The organism is Monashia sp. HAY1-11D, assembly GCF_056868035.1.
On record NZ_CP200320.1, the window covers coordinates 903,069 to 928,618 of the forward strand.

The window sequence follows — 25,550 nt, forward strand, 5'->3', positions numbered from 1 at the left end:
TCTCACCCGGAGAGTGCAAACAGCAGGCCACGATGCCGACCCGTTCGCCGATGAGCCGTCGCGGTGATCACGCGCGCCTCAGGCGTCGGCGCGCGCCACCGGCGGCGCCAACGCTCCCGCGAGGCGGGCGGCATAGGCGGCCGACTCGGCGTCGGACGCGTACGTCGTGCGCGGCCAGAAGAAGCCCCGCAGGCCGTCGCCCTTGGTCCGGGGCACGACGTGCACGTGCAGGTGCGGCACCGACTGGCTGACGACGTTGTTCATCGCCACGAAGCTGCCCTGGGCGCCGAGCCCCTCGACGACGGCACCGGCGAGCCGCTGCGCCGCCCCGAGCAACGGCGCGTGCAGCGGCTGCGGCAGGTCGAGGAGGGTGTCGACGTGGCGGCGTGGCACGAGGAGCACGTGTCCCTTGAACACCGGTCGCCGGTCGAGGAAGCCGAGCAGGTCGGGCTCGTCGAGCACGACGTCGGCCGGTACGTCACCCGCGACGATGGAGCAGAAGACGCAGTCCATGCGATCAGGCTCCCATGCCGCGGCGACGCGTCAGCAGATGACGAGCAGCCAGCAGCCAGAGCCGCTCGAGGTCGGCGAGGAGGTCGGCGTCGGGGAGGGCGGAGTCGTCTTCGTCGGCCGGGGGCCGGGCCTCGGGTCGCTCGTCGAGGAGGGGGACGGCGTGCCGGTCGAGGGTGGTGTGGAGGGTGCGCGCGTCGCCGACGGGCCGGGCTCCGGTGCGGTGCTCGTCGGCACGGCGCTCGTCGTGGAGGTCGCGGACGGCGGCGACGCCGTCACCGGCAGCACGGTCGCGGTCGCCACCCCTGACGTGGGGCCGCCGGACGTCGGCGGGTCGCCGGCCGTGGTCCACCACGGCTCGTCGGTCGGCGGCGTGGAGAACTCGTCGCCGGGCAGGGTCGGGAACACGCCGGACGACATCGCCTCGTCACGCCAGCTGTCGCCGGAGAAGAAGGTCACCCCGCCGACACCGGCGAGGACGATGGCCGCGAGGGCGGACAGCAGGAGCACGGGACGACGGTTCGCGCGTGGAGGGCGGGCCCCGGAGTCGAAGGACATGACCCCCCAAACTAGACGAATCGGGCTCGGGGCGCCTCCCGGGACCGGGACCACTACCGTGGCGCGCATGGAGGACGCGACGCGGACCACGCCGGGGCGAGCCACCGGTTTCATCGAGGTCGCCGACCGGGTCCTCGTCGCCCGCTACCCCGAGTGGGACGTCAACGTCGGCCTCGTCCTCGGGCGGGACGGCGCGGTCGTCGTCGACACGCGGGGCAGCGGCACGCAGGGCCGCCGGGTCCTCGACGACGTGCGCCGGCTCGGCCGCGACATCGTCGTCACCCACGTCGTCAACACGCACGTCCACTTCGACCACACGTTCGGCAACATCGCCTTCGACGACGCGACGGTCCATGCCCACGACAACGTCGGCCGCACCATCGAGGACCACGCCGATCGGATCAGGGCCCTCTTCCGGGCCGACCCCGGCGACGCCCCGGAGGCCGGCTACACGGCCGAGGACGTCGTCGACGTCCTCGCCACGCGGGTCCGGCGTCCGGACCGGACGTTCGGCTCGCACGCGACCGTCGACCTCGGCGACCGCGTGGTGACGATGGCCTGGCACGGACGCGGCCACACCGACGGCGACGTCGCTGTCGCAGTCCCCGACACCGACGCCCTGTTCCTGGGCGACCTCGTCGAGGAGAGCGCCCACCCGTCCTTCGGCGACGACTCGTGGCCGCTGGAGTGGGCCGACACCCTGGCAGCCCACCTCGTCGAGACCTCGGACCGAACCGTGGTCGTGCCCGGCCACGGCCGGCCCGTCGACGTGGGGTTCGTCGCGCGGCAACGCGACGAGGTCGCCGCGGTGGCCGCGGTCATCCGCGAGCGCCGAAGCGCCGGTGTCGACGTCGAGGACGCGGTGCGAGAGCCGGACCGGCGGCTGCCGTACCCGGTGGCCGGGCTCGCCGAGGCCTTCCGGCGGGGCTACGCGCACCTGGACCTGCTGCCCTGAGCCGCATCCGAGCGCCCAGCGGATGCGCGGACTGGTCGGGACCCGGAGGGTTCAGGCCCTGACCGCGGAGGGGAACGCGTCGCGCCAGGAGCGCAGCGCCACCCCGCCCTCGGCCGTGCGGTCGACGGACGTCGCGGCGAGCAGCGCGTGGGCGATGGCCCGGGCGACGGCGTCGGCACCGGCCTCCATGAGCACCGTCAGGGCGAGCGGGTCCGGCGCCGGGCCGGCGCCGGTCGCGAGGGCGAAGAGCGTGTCGCCGTCGAAGAGCGTGTGCACCGGCTTGATGGCGCGGGCGAAGCCGTCGTGCCCGATGCCGGCGAGCTTGGCGCACTGGGCCTTCGTCAGCGTCGCGTCGGTGGCGATGACGCCGATGGTCGTCGCGAGGCCCGGCATGGCGACCCCGGCTGCCGCGAGCGCGTCACCCCGCTCGCGGGCGGCGGCGACCTCCGTGGCGGAGGGCACGCCGATGCCGGCGAACTCGTCGCCCAGGCCGTACCGGACGCCGTGGATGGCGCCGGTGTCGGGATCGACGGCCGAGCCGACCGCGTTGACTGCGACGAGCGCCGCGACGGTCACCCCCGACTCGAGCACGACGCTGGCCGAGGCGATCCCGCCCTTGAGGCCACCCGCCTTGGCACCGGTGCCCGCGCCGACGCAGCCTGCCGCCGGCGCCTCGCCGACGGACGCCTGCCGCGCGGCCTCGTACGCGGCGCGGCCCTCGTCGGCACCGGGGTGGTGCTCCCACGTGCCGCCGCGGCCGAGGTCGAAGAGGATCGCGCCCGGCACGATCGGCACGACGCGCCCCTCCCCCATGGGCCAGCCCCGGCCGTCGGCGAGCAGGCACCGAGCCACGCCGTCGACGGCCGCGAGACCCATGGCCGAACCACCGCCGAGGACGACGGCGTCGACACGATCGACGAGGTTGCGGGGGTCGAGCAGGTCGGTCTCGCGGGTGCCGGGGCCGCCGCCGCGCACGTCGACCCCCGCGACCGCACCGCCGGGCGGGGTCAGCACGACCGTGCTCCCGGTGAGCCAGCCGGCCTCGTCGCGCGTCGCGTGCCCGACGCGCAACCCGGCGACGTCGACGATGGAGTTGGTGGGGCCGGGGCGCGTCATGACGGGTCCCTCAGGTCGAACTCCATGAGCGTGCCGGGCGAGGTGAAGCCGAGCCGTTCGTAGAACTCCTGGGCCCGGGCGTCGGGCGCGTTGAGCCGGATCCACTTGACGTCGGTCGAGCGGGACCACTCGATCATCGCCTCGGTCAGGGCCCTGCCCACCCCGCGGTCGCGGCAGCTCGGGGCGACGAAGAGGCCGCCGACGTGCAGCCAGCTGACGTCACGCCGGCCCGGCCACGGCAGGGCCCGGATGCGGCGCGTCTCGAGGATCCCGGCGTGCTCCCCCCGGCTCTCGGCGATCCACGTCGGGCGGTCCGGCCGCTCCTGCAGCCACGCGTCGACGAAGCGGTCGAGGTAGCCCTGCTCCGAGGGCATGCCGAGCTCGCGGGCGAACTGCAGGTGCAGCGCGGCGACGATGAAGGCGTCGTCGGCCCCGGCGCGGCGGATCGTCACCTCGGCCATGGGGGAAGTGAACCACGCGGACGAGGCGCAGGCCGAGACGTCGGGTGGTGCGCGCGGCGCCGGCACGAGGGCGGCGCGGCGGGAGGGTCAGACGTTGATGCCGAGGCGCCGGCTCGTGCGGGCGCGCTGGCGGCTCGCGCGCATCCGGCGCAGGCGCTTGATGAGCATCGGGTCGGCCTCGAGGGCCTGGGGGTCGTCGAGCAGGGCGTTGAGCACCTGGTAGTAGCGCGTGGAGCTCATGTCAAACAGCTCCTTGATGGCCTGCTCCTTGGAGCCCGCGTACTTCCACCACTGGCGCTCGAAGGCCAGGATCTCGAGATCGCGGTCGCTCAGGCCGCCCCCGGAGTCGTGGCGGTGCGGCTGCGCCGTGGCGTGTTCTGTGCTCATGTCCCCGTCTCGTCGCGTCGATTGCTCGGTCGCTGTCGTGCTGTCGTGCTGGTCCCGCTGTGGGCCGACCGCCGACGCGGGCTGCGCCGCGCCGGTGCCGACCACCCCCGGTGACGTCGAGCAGCACGAGTGCTGCTGCGTTGGCTCCGGGGCCAACCCTAGACGCAAATGACAAGGGTGTCATTCAGCCGCGTGGCGGCTCGCCGGGGTGTCGTCGCGTTCCGGCCGCGGCTTCGACGGAGCCATCGTCACCGCAGCCACATCGGCCCCAGCGGCCCCAGCGGCCCCAGCGGCCCCAGCGGCCCCAGCGGCCCCAGCGGTCACAGGGCCACGCGTCCGGCCCTCGGGCGTCAGGACATCGTATCGAGGATCGCCGAGACGTCCTCCTTGGTCGTGTGCGGGTTGACGATGGCGAAGCGCGTCAGCGTCTCGCCGCGGAACGTCGTCGGCACGACGAAGGCGAACTCCTGGGCGAGCAGCCGGTCGGTCCACGCCGCGTAGTCCTGGGGGCCCCAGCCGCGGCGTCGGAACACCACGACCGACAGGTCGGGCTCGCGGACGACCTCCAGGTAGGGCCGCCGCCCGACCTCCTCGGCAGCGAAGCGGGTCACCTCGAGCGTGCTCTCGATCGCCTCGACGTAGGCATCGGTGCCGTGGACCGCGAGCGAGTACCAGAACGGCAGGCCCCTGGCCCGCCGCGTCAGGCCGATCGAGTAGTCGGTCGGGTTCCACTCGGGCGCCGACGTCAGCACGTCGAGGTACCCGGCCTCCTGGGTGTGTGCGATGCGGGCCAGCGTCGGGTCGCGGTAGAGCAGGGCGCAGCAGTCGAACGGCGCGAAGAGCCACTTGTGGGGGTCGACGATGAAGGAGTCGGCGTGCTCGATGCCCGCGAAGAGGTGGCGCACCGAAGGCGCCGCGAGGCCCGCACCGCCGTAGGCACCGTCGACGTGCAGCCAGATGCCGTACTCCTGGCACACTTCGGCGACCGCCGCGAGGTCGTCGACGACGCCGAAGTTCGTCGTCCCGGACGTCGCGACGACGGCGAAGAACGTGTCGGGCCCGTGCTCCTCGAGGACGCGTCGCAGCTCGGGTCCGGTGAGGCGCAGCTTCTCGTCGACGGGCACGCCCACGACCTCGGCGTCCATGACGGCGGCCATCGAGACGACCGACGAGTGGGCGTTGTCGGTCGCGGCGATGCGGTACGGACGCGCGCCCGTGCCGGCCTCGGTCGCGCGGGCCCGGGCCGTGTGACGGGCCACGACGAGGGCGGACAGGTTGCCGACCGTGCCCCCGGGGACGAACACGCCACCGGCCGACTCGGGCAGGCCAGCGAGGTCGGCGATCCAGCGCAGCGCCTGGTTCTCGGCATAGATCGCCCCGGCGCCCTCCATCCACGAGCCGCCGTAGATCGAGGACGCGCCGACGACGACGTCGAAGGCCGCCGCCTCCCGCGTCGGGGCGCACGGGATGAAGGACAGGTAGCGCGGGTGGTCGGTGGACAGGCAGGCCGGTGCGAGCGTGTGCTCGAACAGCTCCATCGCGCGCGTCGGTCCGAGGCCGGCCGGGGTGATCGTCTGACCGACGGCCGCCTGGAGGTACTCCTCGGTCTGGGCCCCGTCCAACGGGATGGGGTCCATGAGGAGGCGCTCCCGCGCGTAGCTCAGGACCTTGTCGACGGCGAGGTGGTCGGCGTCCTTGTCGAAGCTGTGCACGCGCCGATGCTAGGGCCTGGCGTGGCGTCCTCCGACACGCCGCGACCGACGTGCGGGCCGGGCGCCGGGGTCGCGCGGCCCGCCCTGCTCAGCCGAGCAGGGCGTCCCGCAGCCCCGCCGCGTCGTGCGCGAAGACGGTCGGACGCACGCCGTGGAGGGCCTCGGTCGTGCCCGCACCCCACGTCACCGCGAGGGTGTCGACGCCCGCCGCCTTGCCGGCGAGGACGTCGACGACGGCGTCCCCGACGTACACGGCGTCGTTGGAGCCGCGGCCGAGGCGCTCGAGGCAGGACAGGATCGGGGTCGGGTCCGGCTTGTGCCGCTCGGTGTCCTCCATCGCCACGAGGACCTCGACGTGCTCGGCGAGCCCGAGGATGTCCATGGCCTGCTGCGCGGAGTCGCGACGCTTCGAGGTGGCCACCCCGACGCGGACGCCGGCGCCGCGCAGGTCGCCGAGGACCTCACGGACCCCGTCGTAGCCGCGGATGAGCCGCTCGGTGTTGTCGGCGTTCCACCGCAGGTAGGTGTCGTAGAGCTCGTCGGCGTGCTCCGGCGAGTGGTCGCGGAAGGCGTTGATGAGCGGGCGGCCGATCCACGAGCGGATGACGTCGGGGTCCTCCTCACGCCCCAGCACGCTGCGGAAGGCGTGCTGGTACGAGTCCACGATGAGGGGGATCGTGTCTGCGAGGGTGCCGTCGAGGTCGAAGACGGCGGTGGTCCAGCGGGGAGAGTTCACCGGGCGAGCCTAGGGCCTGCCACGCTCAGCCGAGCCAGCGCCCGCCCCGCATGACTCGCCGCACCCGGCCGGCCGCGTCGACGACGACGAGGTCAGCGCGGGCGCCCGCGGCGATGGTGCCGCGTCCGTGCAGCCCGAGGGCCCGGGCCGGCGTGCCGGACCCGCTGCGCGCGGCGTCCGCCAACGGCACACCCGAAGCCACGGCGCGCGTGACGAGGTCTGCCACGTGGCTCGTGCCGCCCGCGATGGAACCCGGAGCCGTGCCGTCGGGGTCGCGCGCGAGGCGGGCCACCGCGTCGCGAACGACCACATCGAGCCCCCCGAGCACGTACGAGCCGTCGCCCACGCCGGCCGCGGCCATCGCGTCGGACACGAAGGCCACCCGGTCCGGGCCGACGAGGTCGAGGACGGTGCGGGTCGTGTCGTCGGAGACGTGCGCGCCGTCGGCGATGAGCTCGACGGTGGCCGTGCCGCGCGCGGCGGCCCGGAGCATCGCGGCGACGGCGCCGGGTTCGCGGTGGTGCCACGGGTCCATGCCGTTGAACAGGTGGGTCGCGATGTCGGCACCGGCGGCGAGGGCCTGCTCCACCTGCGGGAACGTCGCGGTCGTGTGGCCGACCGCGGCGTGGACTCCGGCGTCGGTGAGCCAGCGGACGAGGTCGAGGCCGTGCGAGCGCTCGGGCGCCACCGTCACCTGGCGCACGTGGCCGCGACCGAGGTGCAGGAGGCGCTCGACCTCGGCGAGCGAGGGGTCGCGCAACAGCGTCGGGTCGTGGGCGCCGCAGCGGGCCTCGGACAGCCACGGCCCCTCGAGGTGGATGCCCTCGACGAGCCCGTCGTCGGCGAGCTCGGCCAGCATCGCGACCCCGCGCTCGAGGTCGGCGGGCGACATCGTCACCAGGCTCGCCACGACGCTCGTCGAACCGCGCTCGTGGTGGTGGCGGGCGGTCGCGGCGGCCGCCTCGTCCCGCAGGTCGGTGAACGCCGTCCCACCGCCGCCGTGGCAGTGGATGTCGACGAACCCGGGCAGCAGCGTCCCCTCGACACGCTCGACCGGACCGCCGGACGCTCCGGACCCCCGGGAGGCGTGGGGGACCTCGCGGTCCGCGGGGGTGACGTCGAGGACGCGGTCGCCCGCGACCCGGACGAGGACGTCGGGCAGGACGACGTCGTCGACGAGGGCAGGGCCGCGCAGGGTGAGCTCCATCGGGGTCGATTCTGTCGCACGCGCCGCGGCTGTAGCGTGTGGGCCGTGCCAGCGCGTCCCCTGAGCGATCTCGTCCACCCGACGTGGGCGCCCGCCCTCGAGCCGGTCGCGGACACCATCGCCGCCATGGGCGAGTTCCTCCGCGCCGAGGTCCAGGCCGGTCGCCGCTACCTCCCCGCGGGCGAGGACGTCCTCCGCGCCTTCCGGCTGCCACTGCCCGACGTCCGGGTCCTCGTCGTCGGGCAGGACCCGTACCCGACACCCGGCCACCCGGTCGGCCTCAGCTTCAGCGTCGCCCCGGACGTGCGGCCGGTGCCTCGGTCGCTGCAGAACATCTACCAGGAGCTGGGTACCGACCTGAGCCTGCCGACGCCCTCGAACGGCGACCTCTCGCCGTGGTTCGAGCGCGGCGTCATGCTGCTCAACCGGGTGCTCACGGTCCGCCCGGGCAAGCCCGCCAGCCACCAGGGCAAGGGCTGGGAGACCGTGACGGCACAGGCGATCTCGGCCCTCGTGAGCCGCGGCGGGCCCCTCGTGGCCATCCTCTGGGGCCGTCAGGCGCAGTCGCTCGCACCGATGCTCGGCGACGTGCCCCGCATCGAGTCCGCCCACCCCTCGCCGCTGTCCGCCCGCTCCGGCTTCTTCGGCTCGCGGCCCTTCAGCCGCACCAACGAGCTGCTCGCCCGGCAGGGCGCCGACCCCATCGACTGGAGGCTGTCATGACCCAGCCGGCACCCGGCGTGCACGTGCCGCGCGTCTGGACCCGCTACGTCGCGATCGGCGACTCGTTCACCGAGGGGATGTGCGACGACGACCCGGCCTTCGCCCACGACGGCGAGTTCGCCGGCTGGGCCGACCGGCTCGCCGCCCACCTGTCCGGCATCGCCTCGGCGGCCGGGCAGGACTTCGGCTACGCCAACCTCGCCGTCCGCGGCCGCAAGCTCGCCGACGTCGTCGGCCCGCAGCTCGACGACGCCCTCGCCCTCGAGCCCGACCTCGTCAGCATCGTCGGCGGCGGCAACGACATCCTGCGGCCGAAGGCCGACCTCGACGGCCTCGCCGCGCGGCTCGAGGTCGCCGTGGCCCGCATCCGCGCCACCGGCGCCGACGTCCTCATGGCCACGCCCGTCGACCCCGCGGACGCGCCCCTCGTCAAGGCCACCCGTGGCCGGGCCGCGATCCACTCGGCCAACATCTGGAGCATCGCTCGCCGCAACGGCGCCCACGTCATCGACCAGTGGGGCCTGCACGCGCTGCGCGACTGGCGCATGTGGTCCGAGGACCGCATCCACATGACCACCGAGGGGCACCGTCGCGTCTCCCTCGCCGCCCTCGAGGCGCTCGGGCACACGCCGTCGGAGGCAGGGTGGGAGACGCCGCTCGACCCGGCTCCCCCGATCAGCCGCCGCGAGGCGCTCCAGGCCAACGCGCAGTGGGCCCGCGAGTACGTCGGGCCGTGGGTGCACCGGCGCCTCACCGGCCGCTCCTCGGGCGACCATCGCTCGGCCAAGCGCCCCGACGTCACGCCCGTCGAGCCGGACTGACCGCCGCGCCGACCGCCGCGCCGACCGCCGCGCCGACCGCCGCGCCGACCGCCGCGCCGACCGCCGCGGGCGACTGACCCCGCGTCCGGACGGCCGCCGAGCGGGACCGATGACGGAGGCTCACGACGGGAGAGCCTTCGGCTGAGCACGGGGCCGCGCCGTCGGGCGCCGAAGTACGTCACCGTTCCCCAGTGGCTGTGGACGACGCCGGCGAGCCCCCGTCGCGCGTTGGCAGCCTCAGGTCATGTCCACCGACGACTCCACCGGCGCCGCGTCCGCCCGGCGACGGGCCCGACGCCGCACGACGGCCGACGTCGCGACTGCCGTCCACCGACTGGGCGGCACCTGCACGTGGCGCGAGCTGCGCCGGGCAGTGTCCTGGCGCCTCATCGCCCGCGCCACCGAGGAGGGCGTGGTCCGGCACCCGGCCCGGGGCGTCTACACGCTCGCGGGCGCCCACGACGGCCGGGTGGTGGCCCGCCGCCTGACCGGCGTCGCGTCGCATCGCACCGCCGCGCTGCACTGGGGCTGGAAGGTCAAGTGCTCGCCGCCCCTCCCCGACGTCGCGATCCCGGCGAACCGCAAGCTGCGTGCGAGCGCGGAGGGCCTGTCGACGCTGCACCGCCGAAACCTGGACCCGTCCGACGTCTCCGGCGGCTGGGTGACGACGCCGGTGCGCACCGTCATCGACTGCTGCCTCGACCTTCCCTTCGACGAGGCGCTGTCGGTCTTCGACTCCGCGCTGCGCAGCGGGCTGCCCCGCCAGGTCGTCGTCTCGGCGACGGCACGTCTCGGCCCACGGCACCGGGCACGCGTGCTCGCCGTCGAACGACACGCCACGGCGAAGGCGGCCAACCCGTTCGAGTCGGTGCTGCGCGCCATCGCGCTCGGCGTCGACGGAACGTGCTGGGAACCGCAGCACCGGATCCGGTACGACGACTTCTACGCCCGCGTCGACCTCGCCGACGAGGCCCTCGGCATCGTCCTGGAGGCCGACAGCTTCGAGTTCCACGGCGAGCGGGCGGCCCTGGGTCGTGACTGCGAGCGCTATGACGAGCTCGTGGCCCGCGGCTGGCTCGTGCTCCGTTTCTCGTGGGAGCAGGTGATGCTGCGGCCGGAGTGGGTCGCGCGCGTCATCGAGCGGACGGTCCGGCGACGCGTCGCCGAGGGCCGGGGCCGGTCGCGGGGCGACGAGTCGGGACGCATGACGGACCTTCGGCCCCGCGCGGTCGTGGCCTGAGCACGGGGCCAGCCGTCAGCCCGGCGAAGGTCCGTCCTCGGTCCCGGATCGAAGCGTCCGTGAATGGGCGAGAGGCGCAGGCGGGCGGAGCCGGGACGCGCAGAGGCCGGCCCGCCACGAACGCGGGTCGGCCTCGATGCGTCAGCCAGCCTGTCAGATGCTGGCGGCGAACGCCTCCTCGAAGACGTCGAGACCTTCGGACAGCAGCGCATCGCTCGCGGCGAGCGGCGGCAGGAAGCGGAAGACGTTCCCGTACGTCCCGCACGTCAGCGTGACGAGGCCGGCGGCGTGGCAGGCCTTGTTGACGGCGGCGGTGAGGGCAGCGTTCGGCGTGAGGTCGCCCTCTCCGTTGACGAGCTCGACGGCGAGCATCGCGCCGCGGCCACGGATGTCGCCGATCTGCGGGTACCGCGCGGCGAGCGCCTCGAGCCGCGGCACGAAGAGCGCCTCGACCTGCTTGGCGCGGCCGCAGAGGTCCTCGGTCCTCATCGTCTCGATGGCGCCGAGGGCCGACGCGCAGGCGACCGGGTTGCCACCGTACGTGCCGCCGAGCCCGCCACCGTGCACGGCGTCCATGATCTCGGCCCGGCCGGTGACGCCGGCGAGCGGCAGACCACCCGCCATGCCCTTCGCCGTGGTGATGAGGTCGGGCACGACGTCCTCGTGCTCGCTGGCGAACCAGTCACCGGTTCGGCAGAACCCGGTCTGCACCTCGTCGGCGATGAAGACGACCCCGTTCTCGCGGCACCACTGCGCGACCTGCCTGACGAAGCCCGGAGCCGGGACGATGAAGCCGCCCTCCCCCTGGATCGGCTCGAGGATGACCGCCGCGAGGTTGTCCTCGCCGACCTGGGCGTGGACCTGCGACACGAAGACGTCGAACGACTCCTTCGCGCAGTCGGCCGGGCCGCCCGGCCAGCGGAACGGGTAGCTCATCGGCACCCGGTACACCTCGCCGGCGAAGGGCCCGAACCGGTGCTTGTACGGCATGTTCTTGGCCGTCAGGGCCATGGTGAGGTTGGTGCGGCCGTGGTAGGCGTGGTCGAAGGCGACGACGGCGTTGCGGCCGGTGTAGTGGCGCGCGACCTTCACGGCGTTCTCGACGGCCTCGGCGCCGGAGTTGAACAGGGCCGAGCGCTTCTCGTGGTCACCCGGCGTCAGCTCGTTGAGGGCCTCGGCGACCTCGAGGTACTCCTCGTACGGCGTGACCATGAAGCACGTGTGGGTGAAGTCCTGCACCTGCTCGGTCACCCGCTCGACGACGCGCGGTGCGGCGTTGCCGACGGTCGTGACGGCGATGCCGGAGCCGAAGTCGATGAGCTGGTTGCCGTCGGCGTCGACGAGGATGCCCCCGCCGGCCTTCTCGACGTACACCGGCAGACCGGTGGAGACGCCGGCGGACACGGCCGCCGCCTTGCGATGCTGGAGCTCGACCGAGCGGGGGCCGGGGATCGCGGTCTTGAGGACGCGCTGCTGGGGGACGCTGCTCATGCGCGTCAGTATGCCGTCCGCAACGGCGTTCCGGAAAGCGGGAGAGGGCGCCCCGGACCACTCATTCCGTGCACGGACGGCGCATCCGGTCACGGAGTCAGCGGTGTGGACCGCCGTTCGCGACCGAACGCGTCGTCCCGGCCATGGCTCCCTCAGGGGGCAACCGGGCTCCCGCCCTTGACCCGGTAGAGCAGGTGGACCGTCTCCGGAGCGCTGCTGCACTCGAGGAGCTCGAGGTCGACGTGGCCGAGGTCGAGGCCCTCGAACAACGGCGTCCCCGACCCGAAGAGCCGCGGTGCGACGTGGAGCGAGATCTCGTCGACGAGGCCGGCGGCGAGGCACTGCCGCCCCAGGTCCGCGCCGCCCATGACGGTGACGGTCCGCCCGCCCGCCGCAGCCCTCGCCTGCTCGACCGCTGACTCCACACCGTCGGTGACGAACGTGTAGACGCCGCCGGCGGGCACCGTGTCAGGGTCGGGGGCCCGGTGTGTCACGACGAACACGGGGCGACGCGCCGGCCCTGACGGTCCGTCGGCCCGCCATCCCGAGATGGCGTGGTCGTAGGTGGTGCGGCCGGCGACGACGGCGCCGAGGTCGGCGATGGCCCGGTCGAGGTACTCGTGGTCGACGGTCCAGGCGTGCAGGGCCCGCCCTCCCACGCCGAGCGGCTCCTCGGGCGTCTGCGGTGATGCCGTGACGAACCCGTCGAGGGACATGCTGATGTCGAAGACGACCCTGCTCATGGCTGCTCTCCTTGTCCGGTGCTGGGCCGGCCGGCGGCACACCCTGTCGTCGTGCCGCCGGCCGGTGCGTCACGGCTCGACGCCCTCGCCGAACCGGCCGCGGTGGTTCACGGGGATGAGCGGCGTGTCGGCGCGCGCCGCGATCTGCTGTACCGCCCACGTGTTGCCGTCCGGGTCGGCGAACCCGAAGAACGTGGCGCCGTCGCGCGGGTCGATGACCTGGATCTCCGAGCACTCGACGCCGCGCGAGACGAGCTCGGCGCGGGCCGCCTCGGCGTCGGCGACGACGAGCTGGACGCCCTTGAGGGAGCCGGGCGGCATCTCCCGCTGCGAGGGCAGGCTCCCCACGACGATCGAGCAGCCGGAGCCGGGCGGCGTCAGCTGCGCGACGTGCATGTGCTCGTTCTGCGTGTCGTGGTCGAGGTGGAACCCCACCTGGTCGCGGTAGAAGGCGATCGCCGCGTCGAGGTCGCTGACCGGGACGATGACGACCTCGAGGGTCCAGTCCACGACGCTCAGCCCTTCGTCGCCGCGTCGGCAGGCGTGGCGACGAGCTCGTCGAGGCGCTCGTAGCCCTCGACCATGCCCTTCTCCATCCCGCTCTGGATCATCATGTCGCGGCCCTCGACCGTCGGGCCGACGCTGTGCCCCTCGAGGCGGCAGCGGCCGTCGCCGAGGTCGACGAAGCGCATGAACTCGATGGCGACCTCGTCGGGCGCGCCCTCGAACTCGAAGGTCTGGATCGCCAGCTCGTTGTCGCGCACGGTGTGGAAGGTGCCCCGGAAGCCGTAGACGTTGTCGCCGTCGCGGTGGGTGTAGCGGTACCCGCCGCCGGAGGTGAAGTCCCAGCGCTCGATGGTCATCTCGTAGCCGCGCGGGCCGAGCCACTGGCGGACCAGCTCGGGGTCGCGGTGGGCGTTGAAGACGGCCTCCACCGGGGCGTCGAACTCGCGCGTGAAGTCGATCCACGGCACGCCGGCGGGGGCGTCGATGTTCAGTGGGTTGCTCATTTCTGCTGCTCCTTCTGGGTGTGGTCGTGCGTCGTGTCGTTCGTCGTGCCGCGGCCGGCGGTGCGTTCGAGGACGGCGTCGAGAGCGCGGTACCGCTGCTCCGCGACGAGGCGGTACCGGTCGATCCAGGCCGTCATCGCCTCGAGCCGCGCTGCCTCGAGGTGGACCGGGCGGCGTTGCGCGTCGCGGGACCGGCTCACCAGTCCGGCCAGCTCGAGCACCTGGATGTGCTTGCTGACGGCCTGCTTGCTGATCTCGAACGGTTCGGCGAGCTCGTTGACGGTCGCGGCGCCGCGGCTGAGGCGGGCGATGATCGCGCGCCGGACCGGGTCGGCCAGGGCCGCGAACGCGCGGTCGAGGTCCGCCTCGGACACGGGCGAGAGGATCATTGTCAACCAACTCCTTGATCAATCGATAGGTTGATTAAACCCTTCCACACGCTCGGCGTCAACCCCCTTCGCTGCGTTTCTCAACGCGGCCCCGGACACCGCTGGAATGCCGCACCTGCGGGAGTAGGGTCGACGTCATGCCGCATCTGCGCATCACCGAGGCCGCCGCCCTGCTCGGCGTCTCCGACGACACCGTCCGCCGGATGGTCGACGCGGGACGCCTGGGCGGTGGGACCGACGAGGCCGGGCGCCGCACCGTCGACGGCGCGCAGCTGGCCGCCGTCGCGCAGGAGCTCGCGCATCCGGCTGCGGTCGGCGCCATCGGGGGCGCGTCCGCCCGCAACCGGATGCGCGGCATCGTCACGGCCATCACCAAGGACACCGTCATGGCCAAGGTCGAGATGCAGTGCGGCCCCTTCCGCATCACCTCCCTGCTCTCGAGCGAGTCCGTCGACGACCTGGGGCTCGAGATCGGCTCCGTCGCCGTGGCGTCCGTCAAGTCGACCCACGTCGTCGTCGAGGTCCCCGCGTGACCGCCGACGACGGGTGGCCGGACCGTGCCACGCGCGGGACGGGGACCACCCCCGGACGCGCCCTGGCGTGGGCCGCGGCCACGCTCGCCGTCCTCGGGCTCGCGGCCTGCGGTGGCGCCGTCCCCCCGCCGGGCGGTGGCAGCGGACGGCCCGGAGACTCCGCCGTGGCGGGCACGCCCCTCAGTGGCACCGTCACGGTGCTCGCGGCGGCGTCGCTCACCGAGGCCTTCGACAAGGTCGGTCAGGACTTCGAGGCGGCCCATCCGGGCGTCACCGTCGAGACCTCCTACGGCTCCAGCGCGACGCTCGTGCAGCAGGTCGACAACGGCGCACCGGCGTCGGTCGTCGCGCTCGCCGGGACCGCGGCGGCCCAGCCGCTCGACCGGGAAGCTCGTCAAGGACTCGAGGACCTTCGCCACGAACGTCCTCGAGATCGCCGTGCCACCCGGCAACCCGGCCAAGGTGAGCTCGCTCGCCGACCTGGCCAGGCCCGGGGTCACGGTCGTCCTGTGCGCCGACACGGTCCCCTGCGGCAGGGCGGCCCAGGCGACCTTCGCCAAGGCCGGCGTCGTCCCGAACGTCGTGAGCAAGGAGATCGACGTCAAGGCGACGCTGGCCAAGGTCAAGCTCGGTGAGGCCGACGCGGCGGTCGTGTACCACTCCGACGTCGTCGCCGCGAAGGGTGCCGTCGCGGGAGTCGGGATCCCGGCGCGGGACAACACCCAGCTGCGCTACCCGGTGATCACGCTCGCCGACGACGCCGCGACGACGGCCTTCGTCGCCTATCTGCTCAGCGCACCGGGGCTCGCCACGCTGCGGTCGTTCGGGTTCGGTGCGCCCTGAGCGGCCGGCTCCGTCCGCCGCGTCCGCTGCGTCCGCCGCGTCGCTGCGTCCGCCTCGTTCGCCCCGTGTGCCTCGTTCGCACCGCTCAGGCCGGCGTGAGATGAGGCGCGCCGGTCGGTGGCGCTCGCGCGTGGCGCTCGGGGTGCCGGCCGCCGTGGCGCTCCTGCTGCTCGTCGTCCCGCTCGTGGCCCTGCTCCTGCGGGCCGACTGGGGCCGGCTGCCCGCGGATCTCACGGCCCCCTCCGTCCTGCCGGCGTTGCGGCTGTCGTTGACGACGACGTCGTGCACGGCGGTGCTGTGCCTGCTGCTGGGAACTCCCCTCGCGTGGTTCCTCGCCCGCTCCGAGCACGTGGCCACGCGCTGGGTGCGGGCGGTGTTGACGGTGCCGCTCGTGCTGCCCCCGGTCGTCGGTGGCGTGGCCCTGCTCATGACGTGGGGTCGCAACGGCCTGCTCGGACAGCACCTGTCGCCGCTGGGGCTCCAGATCCCGTTCACGACGGTGGCCGTCGTGCTCGCCGAGACGTTCGTCGCCATGCCGTACTACGTGCTCGCGGTCGAGGGCGCCCTGCGCGGGCTCGACCCGCGCCTGGAGTCCCTCGCCCGGACCCTCGGTGCCAGCGACCTGCGCTACCTGCGCACCGTCGCCGTGCCCCTCGTACTGCCGGGCATCGCGGGCGGTCTGGCGCTCGCGTGGGCCCGGGCGCTCGGCGAGTTCGGCGCCACGATCACCTTCGCCGGCAACTTCCAGGGCCGCACGCAGACCCTCCCCCTGCTCGTCTACGTCGAGCTCGAGCGTGACCCGCAGGTCGCCGTGTCGATCAGCATCATGCTGCTCGCCGTCAGCATCCTCGTCCTCGGCGTGCTCCGGGGGCGGTGGCTGCGGTGAGCGCCCCCTCCTCGCCACGGACGCGTGGCTCGCTGGATGCGCGGATCCGGTTGCGCCGCGGCGGCTTCCGCGTCGACGTCGCACTGTCCGCCGCCCCCGGCCAGGTCATCGGCCTGCTCGGGCCCAACGGGGGCGGCAAGACGACGGCCGTGCTCGCGCTGGCCGGGGTGCTGCCGGTCGAGGACGGTCACGTCCGCGTCGGGGAGGCGACCTGGGACGACGGGCGCCGACGGGTCCCCGCCGAGCAGCGCGCTGTCGGGCTCATGCTCGCCGACAGCCTCCTGTTCCCCCACCTGCGCGCACTCGACAACGTGGCGTACGGGCCCCGCAGCCGCGGCGTCGACCGGCGCACCGCGCGCGAGCGGGCACTGGCCGAGCTCGGACGCGTCGGCCTCGCCGAGCGCGCCGACGCGCGTCCCCGCGAGCTGTCCTCCGGCCAGCAGGCCCGCGTCGCCCTCGCCCGCGCGCTCGCGACCGACCCGTCGCTGCTGCTGCTCGACGAGCCGCTCGCGGCCCTCGACCCCGACACCCGGGCACGCACCCGCAGCGACCTCGCGGCGCGCCTCGCCGGCTACGACGGCGTCACCGTCCTGGTCACCCACGACCCCCTCGACGCCCTGACGCTCGCCGACCACCTCGTCTTCGTCGAGGACGGCCGCGTGTCCCAGGCCGGGACTCCCGCCGAGGTGCTGAGCGAGCCGCGCAGCCCCTACGTGGCCACCGTCGTCGGACTCAACCTCTATGCAGGACAAGGCGACTCGCACGGCCACGTGACGACGTCAACCGGCACCGTGCTCGTCACGACCGACCCCACCGAGGGGCCGGTGTGGGCGACCGTCCCGCCCCATGGCGTCGCGCTGCACCGCACGCGACCGGACGGCTCCCCCCGCAACACGTGGGGGGTGCAGGTGAGGTCGGTGACGATGCAGGGCCAGTCGGCCCGGGTCGGCCTGGAGGGCGACCTCTCGCTGACCGCCGAGGTGACCCTCGAGTCGGTCGCCGGCCTCGGCATCCGCGTCGGCGAGCGGCTGTGGGCCGCCGTCAAGGCCACCGAGGTCCGCACCTACCCCCGGTGACCCGTCGAGCGTTTCGACCGCCGCCGGCGCACGGCCCCGAACAGCCGCGTCGCGGGGTCCGAGGACGGACCGCGCGCTCACCCGAGGGCACAGCCGCCCCACGCGTCCCACATTTTGGACACGATGCTCGGACGTCCTACTATTTCGCCATGCCAGCGACGAGGCTGATGCCCACCGAAGAGGCCGCCGACCTGATCGAGCTGACCCGGGAGATCTGCCGCAAGGACCTCGCCCCGCAGGTCGACGCCGCGGAGCGGGCCCGCGAGTTCCCCGAGAAGGCCTTCCACACGCTGGGGCAGGCCGGGCTGCTGTCGCTTCCCTACCCCGAGGACTTCGGCGGCGCGGACCAGCCCTACGAGGTGTACCTGCAGGTGGTCGAGGAGATCGCCTCGGTCTGGATGAGCCTCGCCGTCGGCGTCAGCGTCCACAGCCTGACCGCCTACCCGGTTGCGGCCCACGGCACCGACGAGCAGAAGGCCGCGCTGCTGACCGGGATGCTCTCCGGAGGGCAGCTCGGCGCCTACTGCCTCTCCGAGCCGCTCGCCGGCTCCGACATCGCCTCGATGACGACGCGGGCCACGCGCACCGCCGAAGGCTGGTCGCTCAAGGGCACCAAGGCCTGGATCAGCCACGCCGGGCACGCGGACTACTACACGACCTTCGCGCGCACCTCCGACGACGGTGGCCGGGGCCTGTCGACGTTCGTCGTGCCGGCCGACGCCCCCGGCCTGACCTTCGCCGAGCCCGAGCGCAAGATGGGCCTGCACTGCGACCCGGTCGCGCAGGTGACGTTCGACGCCGTCCCGGTCGCCGCGGACCGGCTCGTCGGGGGCGAGGGGGAGGGTATGCACATCGCCCTCGCGGCCCTCGACTCCGGCCGCCTCGGCATCGCCGCCGCCGCCACGGGCCTGGCCCAGGCCGCTCTCGACGCCGCCGTGCGGTACGCGTCGGAGCGCGTGCAGTTCGGACGCCGCATCGCCGACTTCCAGGGGCTGGCCTTCCTCCTCGCCGACCTCGAGGCCGCGGTCACCAGCGCCCGCGCGACCTACCTGCACGCGGCGCGCCTGCGCGATGCGGGCCGGCCGTTCACCAAGGAGGCCGCGGTGGCCAAGCTCGTCGCCACGGACGCGGCGATGAGGGTGACCACCGACGCCGTGCAGGTGCTCGGTGGCGCCGGCTACACCGAGGACTTCCCGCTCGAACGCTACATGCGCGAGGCGAAGGTGACCCAGATCTTCGAGGGCACCAACCAGATCCAGCGACTCGTCGTCTCCCGCCAGCTGCTCGCCCAGGTCCGCTGACCCGCGAGCCCGGGCGCTCTCGACCCGCCCTCGCACGACCCGCCTGACCTGCTCGCCGCTCCCAGACCCGAAAGGCCTTGCCATGCAGCTGAACTCCTCGACCGTCGCCCTCGTGACCGGTGGCGGCTCGGGCCTCGGTGGCGCGACCGTCCGCCGGCTCGTCGGCGACGGCGCGACGGTCGTCGTCGTCGACCTCGAGGGGTCGGCCGCCCCGGCGCTCGTCGACGAGCTCCGCAGCGACCGAGTCGTCTTCGCTCCCGCCGACGTGCGCGACGAGGGACAGGTGCGGGCCGCCGTCGATCGCGCCACGTCGCTCGGGGAGCTGCGCATCGCCGTCAGCTGCGCCGGCGTCGCCACCCCGGGCCGCGTCATCGGTCGGGGCGGCCCGCTCGCCCTCGACACGTTCCGGACCGTGGTCGACATCAACCTCGTCGGGTCCTTCAACGTCCTGCGGCTCGCCGCCGCCGCGATGGCCGGCAACGAACCGCTCGACGGCGACCGCGGTGTCATCGTCAACACGGCCAGCATCGCCGCCTTCGACGGCCAGATCGGCCAGGCCGCCTACGCGGCGAGCAAGGGCGGCGTCGTGGGTCTCACGCTGTCGGCGGCACGCGACCTGGCGGACAAGGCGATCCGCGTCATGACCATCGCCCCCGGCACGTTCGAGACGCCGATGCTCGCCGGGCTGCCCGGCGAGGTCAAGGAGATCCTCGAGAAGCAGGTGCCGCACCCCTCGCGTCTCGGTGACCCGGCCGAGTACGCCTCACTGGTGCGGCACATCGTCGACAACCCGATGCTCAACGGCGAGGTCATCCGCCTCGACGGCGCGCTCCGGATGCCGCCCCGCTGAGGTCCGCCCTGCCGCGCACGCCCGACCCTTCGGCGTGCGCGCCCGCTCCGGCGTGCAGGCCCGGCGCTTCCGCGTACGTGCCCGGCACAATGGACGAGTGAGCGAGCCGGGTGCCGACCTCGTCCTCGCGCCGGGGCCGGGCCTGCGGCGCGGGCTCGTCATTCCGGCCGCCGAGCTCGTCGAGCGCTTCAGCAGGTCCTCCGGGCCGGGAGGCCAGGGCGTCAACACCACGGACAGCCGCGTCGAGCTGCTCTTCGAGCCGGGTACCTCGAGCGCGCTCAGCGCGACGCAGCGCGAGCGCGCCGTCGCGGCGCTCGCGGGCCGCCTCGTCGGGGGCCGTGTCTCGGTCGTCGCGTCGGAGCACCGCTCCCAGCTGCGCAACCGCGCCGCCGCTCGCGAGCGGCTCGAGGCGCTGCTGCGCGAGGCCCTCGCCCCGCCTCCGCCGACCCGACGGGCGACGAGGCCGACGCGGGGGGCGCAGCAGCGGCGGCTCGCCGGCAAGAAACGCCGGGGCGAGGTGAAGTCCGGCCGCGGCCGCATCCGCCCGGAGTGACCGACAGCGCGACGGACCGCCGGCCCGTGGACGAGGCATCGATCAGGCGTGGGGCGGGTCGAGGACAGTGGTACCGACGACGGCGCCGACCTCGATGGGCCCGTACACGTGCGGGAAGACCTCGCCGCTCGTGGGGTCGCCCACCTCGTGCACGACGCGTGAGCCGAGACGGCTCTCGTCGATCTCGAGCAGGACGAGCGGCTCGCCGACGTCGCCGTAGAAACGCCGGCGCACGACCGGCCACTGCTGCGCCGAGGACGCGTGGATGAACCCCTCCTCGGCGAGGGACAGCCGGCGCGTCGAGCGGGTGTAGACGCCGTCTCGCAGCGCCTGCTCCCAGTGGGCCCGCTCGGCCAGGTGGTAGATGGTCACCGTCCCATGATGACGCGTCGGCGGTCGGCGGGGTGTCCGGCCGGTCTCGCGCTCGCGCACGGGACGCACGGGCCGGCTCCACCCGCTGTGGCCGGGGAGCGACACGTCACCGCGGACCGGGTGTTGTCATCGAGGCTCGGGCGTGCGAGGGTCTGGGACTGAGCGGTCCAGCCACCCGGCCGACTCGTGCCCACCTGATCGGACGAGTCATGGCGCCCTTCGCCGACCGGTCCTTCCCTCCTGCCCCCGCCGATCCGCCGATCGGGGACCACACGGCCCGCGACGACCTCACCGCTGCCCTCTTCGGCGAGCTCGCCGAGGCCGCGACTCCGGCACAGCGCGACGCCGTCGTGGAACGCATCTGCCTGCTCTACCTCGACCTGTGCACGACGCTGGCCGGCCGGTACACCGGCCGGGGGGTCGAGCACGACGACCTCGTGCAGGTGGCCAGGCTCTCGCTCGTGGCGGCCGTCGGACGCTACCGTCCCGACCGCGGCACCTCGTTCGCGGCGTATGCCGTGCCGACGATCACCGGCGAGCTCAAGCGGCACTTCCGCGACAAGGCGTGGCTCGTCCGGCCGCCACGGCGTCTCCAGGAGCTGCGCGCCGACGCCGCCGCCCACCGGGAGCGCCTCGAGCAGTGCTTCGGACGACCCGTGTCGGACACCGAGCTGGCCCGTTCGCTGTCGACGACCAGGTCGGACGTGCGCGAGGCCGTCGCGACCAGCCGGTGCTACCAGGGCGAACCGCTCGAGCATCGGATCCGCGAGGACGACGACCAGCCGCTCGAGCGCAGCATCGCCTACGACGACGCCGACCTCGTCGGCGCCGACGACCGGGTGTGGCTCGGTGCGGCCGTCCGTCACCTGCCCTCGGAGGACCGTGACCTGCTCCACCGACGGTTCGTCGACGACCTGAGCCAGCGCGAGATCGGCGAGGCGCTCGGCGTGAGCCAGATGCAGGTGTCCCGCTCGCTGCGTCGGGTGCTCCGGACGCTGCGGGAGCGCATCGCTTGAGCCGTTGTCGTGCCATGGTTCTCGCGTGGGGAACGACTCCCGGGCGCGGACGCAGCGGCGGCTCGTCGCGCTCGTCCAGGTGCTCGGGCTCGCCGTGTGGTTCTCGGCGACGGCGGTCGCGCCGAGCCTGCGGTCGGAGTGGGGGCTGTCGACGACGGCTGCCGTCTGGCTGACGGCGTCGGTGCAGGTCGGTTTCGCCGCCGGGGCGGTCACGTCGAGCACGCTCGGGCTGGCGGACCGCGTGCGGCCGCACCACCTCATGGCGGCCTGCGCCGTCGGTGCCGCCGCGTGCACGGGCCTGCTCGCGGCCCTGGCGCACGGCCCGGCCGTCGCCGTGCCACTGCGCGCGTTGACCGGGTTCTTCCTCGCCGGCGTCTACCCGGTGGGCATGAAGCTCACCGCCTCGTGGGCTGCGCCGTCCGACCGTGGGCGCGCGTTCGGGGTCCTCATCGGCGCGCTGACGCTCGGGTCCGCGATGCCGCACCTCGTCGCGAGCCTCGGCCCCCTGCCCTGGCGCGGCGTCATGGTCGTGGCAGCGGGGATCACCGTGCTGGCCGCGACCGTCGCCTGGGCCCTCGTTCGACCCGGTCCCCTGTTGACCGCCTCCGCCCGCCCGCACGCGCGGTACGCCGTCGAGGTGTTCCGCGAGCGTCGGCCGCGCCTGGCGAACCTCGGCTACTTCGGCCACATGTGGGAGCTCTACGCCTTCTGGACGTGGCTGTCGGCGTTCCTCGTCGCCGGGCGCGCGGCCGCAGGACGCGAGGGCCCGGGTGCGGCGGTGAGCCTGCTGACCTTCGCCGTCATCGGGCTCGCCGGGGCGGCGGGGGCACTCGCGGGCGGCATCCTCGCCGACCGCCGGGGCCGCTCGTTCGCGGCGACGAGCGCGCTCGTCGTCAGCGGCACCTGCTGCCTGCTGTCGGCCTGGGCCTACTCCTGGCCGCCGGCAGCCAGCGTCCCGTTCCTCGCCGTGTGGGGCGCAGCGGTCATCGCAGACTCCGGCGTCTTCTCGACGGCGCTGAGCGAGACGGTCGACCAGCGCTTCGTGGGCACGGCGTTGACGGTGCAGACCGCCGTCGGTTTCGGCCTCACGGTCGTCCCGATCCAGCTCGTGGCGCTGCTGGCGGCCCATGCCGGCTGGCAGTTCGCGTTCCTGCTCCTCGCTCCCGGACCGCTGGCCGGTGCGCTGGCGATGTGGCGGTTCGGACGCGTCGGTGCGGGGCGCGCGGCGGTCGGCTGACGCACCACCGGACGGTCAGAGGCGCCGGGCGACGAGGAGGTTGTCGAGCAGCTCGCCCTTCTGGCCGTCGGGCCCCGTTCCCGTGCGGGTCACCCGCTCGCTGCGCTCGACCAGCCACCCGTCGCCCAGACCGATGGCCGCGAGTGTCGCTGCGACCGTGGGGAACTCGTGTCCGTGGCCGATCGGCGCCCACGACGGGGCCGCCGCGTGGTCGACGACGAGGAGCCATCCTCCCGGAGTCACCGTGCGCGAGGCGCGGTGCAGCACGGCGTCGCGGTCCAGCTCGAGCGGCGTCTGCAGGAACGAGGCCGTGACGAGCGCGAACGGCCCATCGGGCATCGACACCGCGAGGTCGTGCCGCTCGGTGCTGACGCGGTCGCGCACGCCACGGGCTCGAGCCAGCGCGTCGACGCGCCCGAGCGCCGTCGCCGAGAGGTCGACGGCCGTCACGGACCAGCCCCGCTCGGCGAGCCACACGGCGTCGCCGCCGTGCCCGGCCCCGAGGTCGAGCGCACGGGCACCCGGTCCCGGGGGCACGACCACGTGCTCCTCGACGAGCCGCACGAGCGACGCGTTGGGCCGCGTGCCCCAGTCGTCGGCGAGCCGGCCGTAGTGCTGCTCCCAGTACTCCGCGGGGTCGCGCGGTCGGTCGTCCGGGTGGCGGTGGTCGTCGTGGCGGTCGTCGTGGCGGTGGTCGTCGTGGCCCTCGCGGGCCCGGGGCTGCGCGTCGCTCGTCATCACCCGATGCTGACCCGAGCAGTCCTCGGACTGCAAGCCAGCTTGCACTAGCAGCAAATCACCGCCATCCTGCCGACATGGACGACGCGGCCTCCGGCGACGACATCGCGCAGGCCCTCGACGGCGTCGCGCCCCGCCTGCGCCGACTGCGCACCCAGCGCGGACGCACGCTCGCGGACGTGTCCGCCGAGACCGGCGTCGGCGTCAGCACGCTGTCGCGTCTTGAGTCCGGGCGGCGCCGTCCGACGCTCGACCTCCTGCTGCCGCTGGCCCGGGCCTACCGCGTCCCGCTCGACGACCTCGTCGGCGCACCGCCGTCGGGCGACCCGCGGGTGCACCCGAAGGCGGTGCGGCGCAACGGCATGGTCTTCATCCCGTTGACCCGGAACGCCGGTGGCATCCAGGCCTTCAAGCTCATCCTGCCGGGCCGGCGTCGCACCCCGCCGAAGCCGCAGCGGCACGACGGCTTCGAGTGGGTCTACGTGCTCGGGGGCAGTCTCGAGCTCCTGCTCGGTGACACCGTGACCGTGCTCGACGAGGGTGAGGCCGCCGAGTTCGAGACCCGGACGCCGCACGCGATGCGCAGCGCCACCGAGCACCCGGTCGAGCTGCTGTCGCTCTTCAGCCCCCAGGGCGAGCAGATCCATCTCCGCGACGCCTGACGTCGCTGCGTCCGGTCGGTCCGGCGCCCGGCCCCTCCGGCGCCCCGGTGGCTCGGCAGCCGCACCCGTGGCAGGGCACCCCTCGCCGTGGGGTGCCTCGCTCAGGCGGTTCGGCCCGCCCGAGCGGCACGACGGACGGCGCGGGCGAGGACCTCGTCGAGGTCCTCGGGCACCGTCAGGAGGTCGAGGAGCAGGCGGCCGTCGTGCACGTGTCCGACGACCGGCGGCTCACCGAGGCGCAGCGGCTCCGCGAGCCGGTGCGGCAACGCCACGGCGGCGCTGGGCAGCGGCACCCCGGGTGCTCCCCCACCGCCGACGCGGCCCTCCGACTCGACCGCCCGCGCCAGGTCGGGCCCGATGGCGAGGGCCAGCCGCCGCGCCCGTGCGAGGAGGACGTCCCTGCGCTGGTCGAGCGCCCGGGCCACCGGCGTGGGCGGGCCGGACAGCGTCGCCTCGAGCGCGGCCAGCGTCAGCTTGTCGACGCGCAGCGCGCGCGCCAAGGGGTGTCGCCGGAGCCGGTTCACGAGGTCGGCGTCGCCGAGCAGCAGGCCGCACTGGGGCCCGCCGAGGAGCTTGTCGCCGGAGGCGGTGACGATCGCGGCCCCGGCTCGTAGCGTCGAGTCGGCGTCGGGCTCCTCGGGCAGGCGTGGGTGCGGGGCGAGCAGGCCCGACCCGATGTCGGCGACGACGGGCGGTCCGAGCGTCGCGAGGTCGGACACGGCCACGCTGGAGGTGAAGCCCTCGACGCGGAAGTTGGACGGGTGCACCTTGAGGACGAACGCGGTCCGGTCGGTGAGCGCGTCGGCGTAGTCGGCGAGGCGGACGCGGTTCGTGGTGCCCACCTCGCGCAGCCGGGCCCCGACCGACTCGACGAGCTCGGGGATGCGGAAGCCGTCGCCGATCTCGACGAGCTCCCCGCGCGCCACGAGGACCTCACGGTCGGGCGCGAGCGCCCGCGCGACGAGGGCGAGGGCGGCGGCGCCGTTGTTGACGACGTGCACGTCGCCGGCGGCGGGCACGGCGCGGCGGAGGGCGTCGAGGGTGGCCGCGCCGCGTCGGCCACGGCGTCCGGTGCCGAGGTCGAGCTCGACGTCTGTGGCGCCGGCCGCGACGGTCACTGCCTCGACCGCCGCGTCGGACAGGGCGGCGCGGCCGAGGTTGGTGTGCACCACGACTCCCGTCGCGTTGACGACCCGCCGCATCGACGTCGGCCCGTGCGGCAGCCGGGTCAGCACCTCGCCGACGACGGACTCAGGCGCGACCTCACCGGCCCGGCACGCGGCGAGCACCTCCACGACGACCCTCTTGACGCGCTGACGGCCGAGCCGGTCGCCGGCCGCAGCCACACCCGCGTCGGCGAGCACGGCGTCGGTGCGCGGTACGCGGCGTCGGGGGTCCTGCAACGCGGCCTCCCTCGGCAGGAG

29 protein-coding genes and 1 pseudogene are annotated in these 25,550 nt (G+C 74.3%); 15 read left to right on the forward strand and 15 right to left on the reverse strand.

Going from position 1 to position 25,550, the window contains the following annotated elements; all coding sequences use genetic code 11:
- Positions 1 to 78: 78 nt before the first annotated feature.
- Positions 79 to 513 (reverse strand): HIT family protein, encoded by a 435-nt coding sequence (locus tag AC1VM9_RS04125; protein WP_481340493.1) that lies wholly within the window; start codon positions 511 to 513, stop codon positions 79 to 81.
- On the opposite strand from AC1VM9_RS04125, the gene AC1VM9_RS04130 reads away from it, so the two are divergent.
- On the forward strand, positions 512 to 2,023 hold the full coding sequence (locus AC1VM9_RS04130) for an MBL fold metallo-hydrolase (protein WP_483121349.1): 1,512 nt from the start codon (positions 512 to 514) through the stop codon (positions 2,021 to 2,023). The genes AC1VM9_RS04125 and AC1VM9_RS04130 overlap by 2 nt on opposite strands.
- Before the next feature lie 51 nt (positions 2,024 to 2,074).
- Here the strand turns inward: AC1VM9_RS04130 and AC1VM9_RS04135 are convergent, their stop codons facing one another.
- From AC1VM9_RS04135 to AC1VM9_RS04160, 6 genes are all read right to left on the reverse strand, one after another.
- On the reverse strand, positions 2,075 to 3,139 hold the full coding sequence (locus AC1VM9_RS04135) for a P1 family peptidase (protein WP_483121351.1): 1,065 nt from the start codon (positions 3,137 to 3,139) through the stop codon (positions 2,075 to 2,077).
- Complete coding sequence (locus AC1VM9_RS04140; RefSeq protein ID WP_481340487.1) at positions 3,136 to 3,600, reverse strand: N-acetyltransferase family protein; 465 nt, start codon at positions 3,598 to 3,600, stop codon at positions 3,136 to 3,138. Before AC1VM9_RS04140 ends, AC1VM9_RS04135 begins: the two co-directional genes overlap by 4 nt.
- An 87-nt stretch (positions 3,601 to 3,687) precedes the next feature.
- A complete protein-coding gene (locus tag AC1VM9_RS04145) occupies positions 3,688 to 3,987 on the reverse strand; it encodes a DUF3263 domain-containing protein (protein ID WP_483121354.1) in 300 nt (99 codons plus the stop codon).
- 350 nt (positions 3,988 to 4,337) lie between these two features.
- On the reverse strand, positions 4,338 to 5,699 hold the full coding sequence (locus AC1VM9_RS04150; RefSeq protein WP_481340483.1) for a pyridoxal phosphate-dependent decarboxylase family protein: 1,362 nt from the start codon (positions 5,697 to 5,699) through the stop codon (positions 4,338 to 4,340).
- Between the two features lie 88 nt (positions 5,700 to 5,787).
- Complete coding sequence (locus tag AC1VM9_RS04155; RefSeq protein WP_481340481.1) at positions 5,788 to 6,435, reverse strand: HAD family hydrolase; 648 nt, start codon at positions 6,433 to 6,435, stop codon at positions 5,788 to 5,790.
- A 25-nt stretch (positions 6,436 to 6,460) separates the two neighbouring features.
- Positions 6,461 to 7,642 (reverse strand): N-acetylglucosamine-6-phosphate deacetylase, encoded by a 1,182-nt coding sequence (locus tag AC1VM9_RS04160; RefSeq protein ID WP_483121356.1) that lies wholly within the window; start codon positions 7,640 to 7,642, stop codon positions 6,461 to 6,463.
- Between the two features lie 45 nt (positions 7,643 to 7,687).
- Here AC1VM9_RS04160 and AC1VM9_RS04165 point away from each other — a divergent pair, with 45 nt between their 5' ends.
- The 3 genes from AC1VM9_RS04165 to AC1VM9_RS04175 all read left to right on the forward strand — a co-directional run bounded on the left by AC1VM9_RS04165 (position 7,688) and on the right by AC1VM9_RS04175 (position 10,426).
- Entirely contained in the window at positions 7,688 to 8,365 is a 678-nt protein-coding gene (locus AC1VM9_RS04165; protein WP_483121358.1) for a uracil-DNA glycosylase, read from the forward strand.
- Positions 8,362 to 9,186, forward strand: a complete 825-nt coding sequence (locus AC1VM9_RS04170; RefSeq protein ID WP_481340475.1) for an SGNH/GDSL hydrolase family protein — start codon at positions 8,362 to 8,364, stop codon at positions 9,184 to 9,186. Before AC1VM9_RS04165 ends, AC1VM9_RS04170 begins: the two co-directional genes overlap by 4 nt.
- Positions 9,187 to 9,430: 244 nt before the next feature.
- Entirely contained in the window at positions 9,431 to 10,426 is a 996-nt protein-coding gene (locus AC1VM9_RS04175) for a DUF559 domain-containing protein (protein WP_483121360.1), read from the forward strand.
- Positions 10,427 to 10,579: 153 nt separating this feature from the next.
- Here the strand turns inward: AC1VM9_RS04175 and gabT are convergent, their stop codons facing one another.
- The 5 genes from gabT to AC1VM9_RS04200 all read right to left on the reverse strand — a co-directional run bounded on the left by gabT (position 10,580) and on the right by AC1VM9_RS04200 (position 14,059).
- Entirely contained in the window at positions 10,580 to 11,917 is a 1,338-nt protein-coding gene (gene gabT, locus AC1VM9_RS04180; protein ID WP_481340471.1) for a 4-aminobutyrate--2-oxoglutarate transaminase, read from the reverse strand.
- A 152-nt stretch (positions 11,918 to 12,069) separates the two neighbouring features.
- On the reverse strand, positions 12,070 to 12,660 hold the full coding sequence (locus tag AC1VM9_RS04185) for a dihydrofolate reductase family protein (protein WP_481340469.1): 591 nt from the start codon (positions 12,658 to 12,660) through the stop codon (positions 12,070 to 12,072).
- 69 nt (positions 12,661 to 12,729) lie between these two features.
- Positions 12,730 to 13,170, reverse strand: coding sequence for a VOC family protein (locus tag AC1VM9_RS04190; RefSeq protein WP_483121362.1), 441 nt, complete (start codon positions 13,168 to 13,170; stop codon positions 12,730 to 12,732).
- Positions 13,171 to 13,175: 5 nt separating this feature from the next.
- Positions 13,176 to 13,670 carry an SRPBCC family protein gene (locus AC1VM9_RS04195; RefSeq protein WP_481340465.1) on the reverse strand — a complete coding sequence of 165 codons (495 nt, stop codon included), beginning with the start codon at positions 13,668 to 13,670 and terminating at the stop codon, positions 13,176 to 13,178.
- Positions 13,667 to 14,059, reverse strand: coding sequence for an ArsR/SmtB family transcription factor (locus AC1VM9_RS04200; RefSeq protein WP_481340463.1), 393 nt, complete (start codon positions 14,057 to 14,059; stop codon positions 13,667 to 13,669). Before AC1VM9_RS04200 ends, AC1VM9_RS04195 begins: the two co-directional genes overlap by 4 nt.
- A gap of 137 nt (positions 14,060 to 14,196) precedes the next feature.
- On the opposite strand from AC1VM9_RS04200, the gene AC1VM9_RS04205 reads away from it, so the two are divergent.
- The 8 genes and pseudogenes from AC1VM9_RS04205 (at position 14,197) to arfB (ending at position 20,101) form a co-directional block, all read left to right on the forward strand.
- Complete coding sequence (locus tag AC1VM9_RS04205; RefSeq protein WP_481340461.1) at positions 14,197 to 14,592, forward strand: TOBE domain-containing protein; 396 nt, start codon at positions 14,197 to 14,199, stop codon at positions 14,590 to 14,592.
- A 197-nt stretch (positions 14,593 to 14,789) separates the two neighbouring features.
- Positions 14,790 to 14,915: pseudogene (locus AC1VM9_RS04210) on the forward strand (extracellular solute-binding protein); the annotation flags it as partial.
- A 115-nt stretch (positions 14,916 to 15,030) separates the two neighbouring features.
- Complete coding sequence (locus tag AC1VM9_RS04215; RefSeq protein ID WP_483121365.1) at positions 15,031 to 15,435, forward strand: substrate-binding domain-containing protein; 405 nt, start codon at positions 15,031 to 15,033, stop codon at positions 15,433 to 15,435.
- 100 nt (positions 15,436 to 15,535) lie between these two features.
- Complete coding sequence (locus AC1VM9_RS04220) at positions 15,536 to 16,321, forward strand: ABC transporter permease (RefSeq protein ID WP_483121367.1); 786 nt, start codon at positions 15,536 to 15,538, stop codon at positions 16,319 to 16,321.
- Complete coding sequence (locus AC1VM9_RS04225) at positions 16,318 to 17,397, forward strand: ABC transporter ATP-binding protein (RefSeq protein ID WP_481345986.1); 1,080 nt, start codon at positions 16,318 to 16,320, stop codon at positions 17,395 to 17,397. Before AC1VM9_RS04220 ends, AC1VM9_RS04225 begins: the two co-directional genes overlap by 4 nt.
- A gap of 149 nt (positions 17,398 to 17,546) precedes the next feature.
- Positions 17,547 to 18,698 (forward strand): acyl-CoA dehydrogenase family protein, encoded by a 1,152-nt coding sequence (locus AC1VM9_RS04230; protein WP_481345985.1) that lies wholly within the window; start codon positions 17,547 to 17,549, stop codon positions 18,696 to 18,698.
- 82 nt (positions 18,699 to 18,780) lie between these two features.
- A complete protein-coding gene (locus tag AC1VM9_RS04235) occupies positions 18,781 to 19,548 on the forward strand; it encodes an SDR family NAD(P)-dependent oxidoreductase (RefSeq protein WP_483121369.1) in 768 nt (255 codons plus the stop codon).
- 97 nt (positions 19,549 to 19,645) lie between these two features.
- Complete coding sequence (gene arfB, locus AC1VM9_RS04240; protein ID WP_483121371.1) at positions 19,646 to 20,101, forward strand: alternative ribosome rescue aminoacyl-tRNA hydrolase ArfB; 456 nt, start codon at positions 19,646 to 19,648, stop codon at positions 20,099 to 20,101.
- A 42-nt stretch (positions 20,102 to 20,143) separates the two neighbouring features.
- Here arfB and AC1VM9_RS04245 read toward each other — a convergent pair whose 3' ends face one another.
- Positions 20,144 to 20,473 (reverse strand): DUF952 domain-containing protein, encoded by a 330-nt coding sequence (locus AC1VM9_RS04245; RefSeq protein ID WP_481345984.1) that lies wholly within the window; start codon positions 20,471 to 20,473, stop codon positions 20,144 to 20,146.
- A gap of 209 nt (positions 20,474 to 20,682) precedes the next feature.
- On the opposite strand from AC1VM9_RS04245, the gene AC1VM9_RS04250 reads away from it, so the two are divergent.
- Together AC1VM9_RS04250 and AC1VM9_RS04255 are read left to right on the forward strand one after the other, a co-directional pair.
- Complete coding sequence (locus AC1VM9_RS04250) at positions 20,683 to 21,489, forward strand: sigma-70 family RNA polymerase sigma factor (RefSeq protein WP_481340445.1); 807 nt, start codon at positions 20,683 to 20,685, stop codon at positions 21,487 to 21,489.
- 25 nt (positions 21,490 to 21,514) lie between these two features.
- Complete coding sequence (locus AC1VM9_RS04255; protein ID WP_483121373.1) at positions 21,515 to 22,726, forward strand: MFS transporter; 1,212 nt, start codon at positions 21,515 to 21,517, stop codon at positions 22,724 to 22,726.
- Positions 22,727 to 22,741: 15 nt separating this feature from the next.
- On the opposite strand, the gene AC1VM9_RS04260 is transcribed toward AC1VM9_RS04255, so the two are convergent.
- Positions 22,742 to 23,464 carry a class I SAM-dependent methyltransferase gene (locus AC1VM9_RS04260; RefSeq protein ID WP_483121375.1) on the reverse strand — a complete coding sequence of 241 codons (723 nt, stop codon included), beginning with the start codon at positions 23,462 to 23,464 and terminating at the stop codon, positions 22,742 to 22,744.
- A 77-nt stretch (positions 23,465 to 23,541) separates the two neighbouring features.
- Here AC1VM9_RS04260 and AC1VM9_RS04265 point away from each other — a divergent pair, with 77 nt between their 5' ends.
- Positions 23,542 to 24,126, forward strand: coding sequence for a helix-turn-helix domain-containing protein (locus tag AC1VM9_RS04265; RefSeq protein WP_481340439.1), 585 nt, complete (start codon positions 23,542 to 23,544; stop codon positions 24,124 to 24,126).
- 101 nt (positions 24,127 to 24,227) lie between these two features.
- On the opposite strand, the gene selA is transcribed toward AC1VM9_RS04265, so the two are convergent.
- Positions 24,228 to 25,529 carry an L-seryl-tRNA(Sec) selenium transferase gene (gene selA / locus AC1VM9_RS04270; protein ID WP_483121378.1) on the reverse strand — a complete coding sequence of 434 codons (1,302 nt, stop codon included), beginning with the start codon at positions 25,527 to 25,529 and terminating at the stop codon, positions 24,228 to 24,230.
- Positions 25,530 to 25,550: the final 21 nt, after the last annotated feature.

What these genes read in the sequence shown, in the direction of transcription:
- AC1VM9_RS04130 (WP_483121349.1), top strand. Translation starts at nt 512, where the DNA reads ATGCGATCAGGCTCCCATGCCGCGGCGACGCGTCAGCAGATGACGAGC.
- AC1VM9_RS04125 (WP_481340493.1), bottom strand. Translation starts at nt 513, where the DNA reads ATGGACTGCGTCTTCTGCTCCATCGTCGCGGGTGACGTACCGGCCGAC.
- AC1VM9_RS04135 (WP_483121351.1), bottom strand. Translation starts at nt 3,139, where the DNA reads ATGACGCGCCCCGGCCCCACCAACTCCATCGTCGACGTCGCCGGGTTG.
- AC1VM9_RS04140 (WP_481340487.1), bottom strand. Translation starts at nt 3,600, where the DNA reads ATGGCCGAGGTGACGATCCGCCGCGCCGGGGCCGACGACGCCTTCATC.
- AC1VM9_RS04145 (WP_483121354.1), bottom strand. Translation starts at nt 3,987, where the DNA reads ATGAGCACAGAACACGCCACGGCGCAGCCGCACCGCCACGACTCCGGG.
- AC1VM9_RS04160 (WP_483121356.1), bottom strand. Translation starts at nt 7,642, where the DNA reads ATGGAGCTCACCCTGCGCGGCCCTGCCCTCGTCGACGACGTCGTCCTG.
- AC1VM9_RS04170 (WP_481340475.1), top strand. Translation starts at nt 8,362, where the DNA reads ATGACCCAGCCGGCACCCGGCGTGCACGTGCCGCGCGTCTGGACCCGC.
- AC1VM9_RS04175 (WP_483121360.1), top strand. Translation starts at nt 9,431, where the DNA reads ATGTCCACCGACGACTCCACCGGCGCCGCGTCCGCCCGGCGACGGGCC.
- gabT (WP_481340471.1), bottom strand. Translation starts at nt 11,917, where the DNA reads ATGAGCAGCGTCCCCCAGCAGCGCGTCCTCAAGACCGCGATCCCCGGC.
- AC1VM9_RS04185 (WP_481340469.1), bottom strand. Translation starts at nt 12,660, where the DNA reads ATGAGCAGGGTCGTCTTCGACATCAGCATGTCCCTCGACGGGTTCGTC.
- AC1VM9_RS04195 (WP_481340465.1), bottom strand. Translation starts at nt 13,670, where the DNA reads ATGAGCAACCCACTGAACATCGACGCCCCCGCCGGCGTGCCGTGGATC.
- AC1VM9_RS04200 (WP_481340463.1), bottom strand. Translation starts at nt 14,059, where the DNA reads ATGATCCTCTCGCCCGTGTCCGAGGCGGACCTCGACCGCGCGTTCGCG.
- AC1VM9_RS04205 (WP_481340461.1), top strand. Translation starts at nt 14,197, where the DNA reads ATGCCGCATCTGCGCATCACCGAGGCCGCCGCCCTGCTCGGCGTCTCC.
- AC1VM9_RS04220 (WP_483121367.1), top strand. Translation starts at nt 15,536, where the DNA reads ATGAGGCGCGCCGGTCGGTGGCGCTCGCGCGTGGCGCTCGGGGTGCCG.
- AC1VM9_RS04230 (WP_481345985.1), top strand. Translation starts at nt 17,547, where the DNA reads ATGCCAGCGACGAGGCTGATGCCCACCGAAGAGGCCGCCGACCTGATC.
- AC1VM9_RS04235 (WP_483121369.1), top strand. Translation starts at nt 18,781, where the DNA reads ATGCAGCTGAACTCCTCGACCGTCGCCCTCGTGACCGGTGGCGGCTCG.
- AC1VM9_RS04250 (WP_481340445.1), top strand. Translation starts at nt 20,683, where the DNA reads ATGGCGCCCTTCGCCGACCGGTCCTTCCCTCCTGCCCCCGCCGATCCG.
- AC1VM9_RS04260 (WP_483121375.1), bottom strand. Translation starts at nt 23,464, where the DNA reads ATGACGAGCGACGCGCAGCCCCGGGCCCGCGAGGGCCACGACGACCAC.
- AC1VM9_RS04265 (WP_481340439.1), top strand. Translation starts at nt 23,542, where the DNA reads ATGGACGACGCGGCCTCCGGCGACGACATCGCGCAGGCCCTCGACGGC.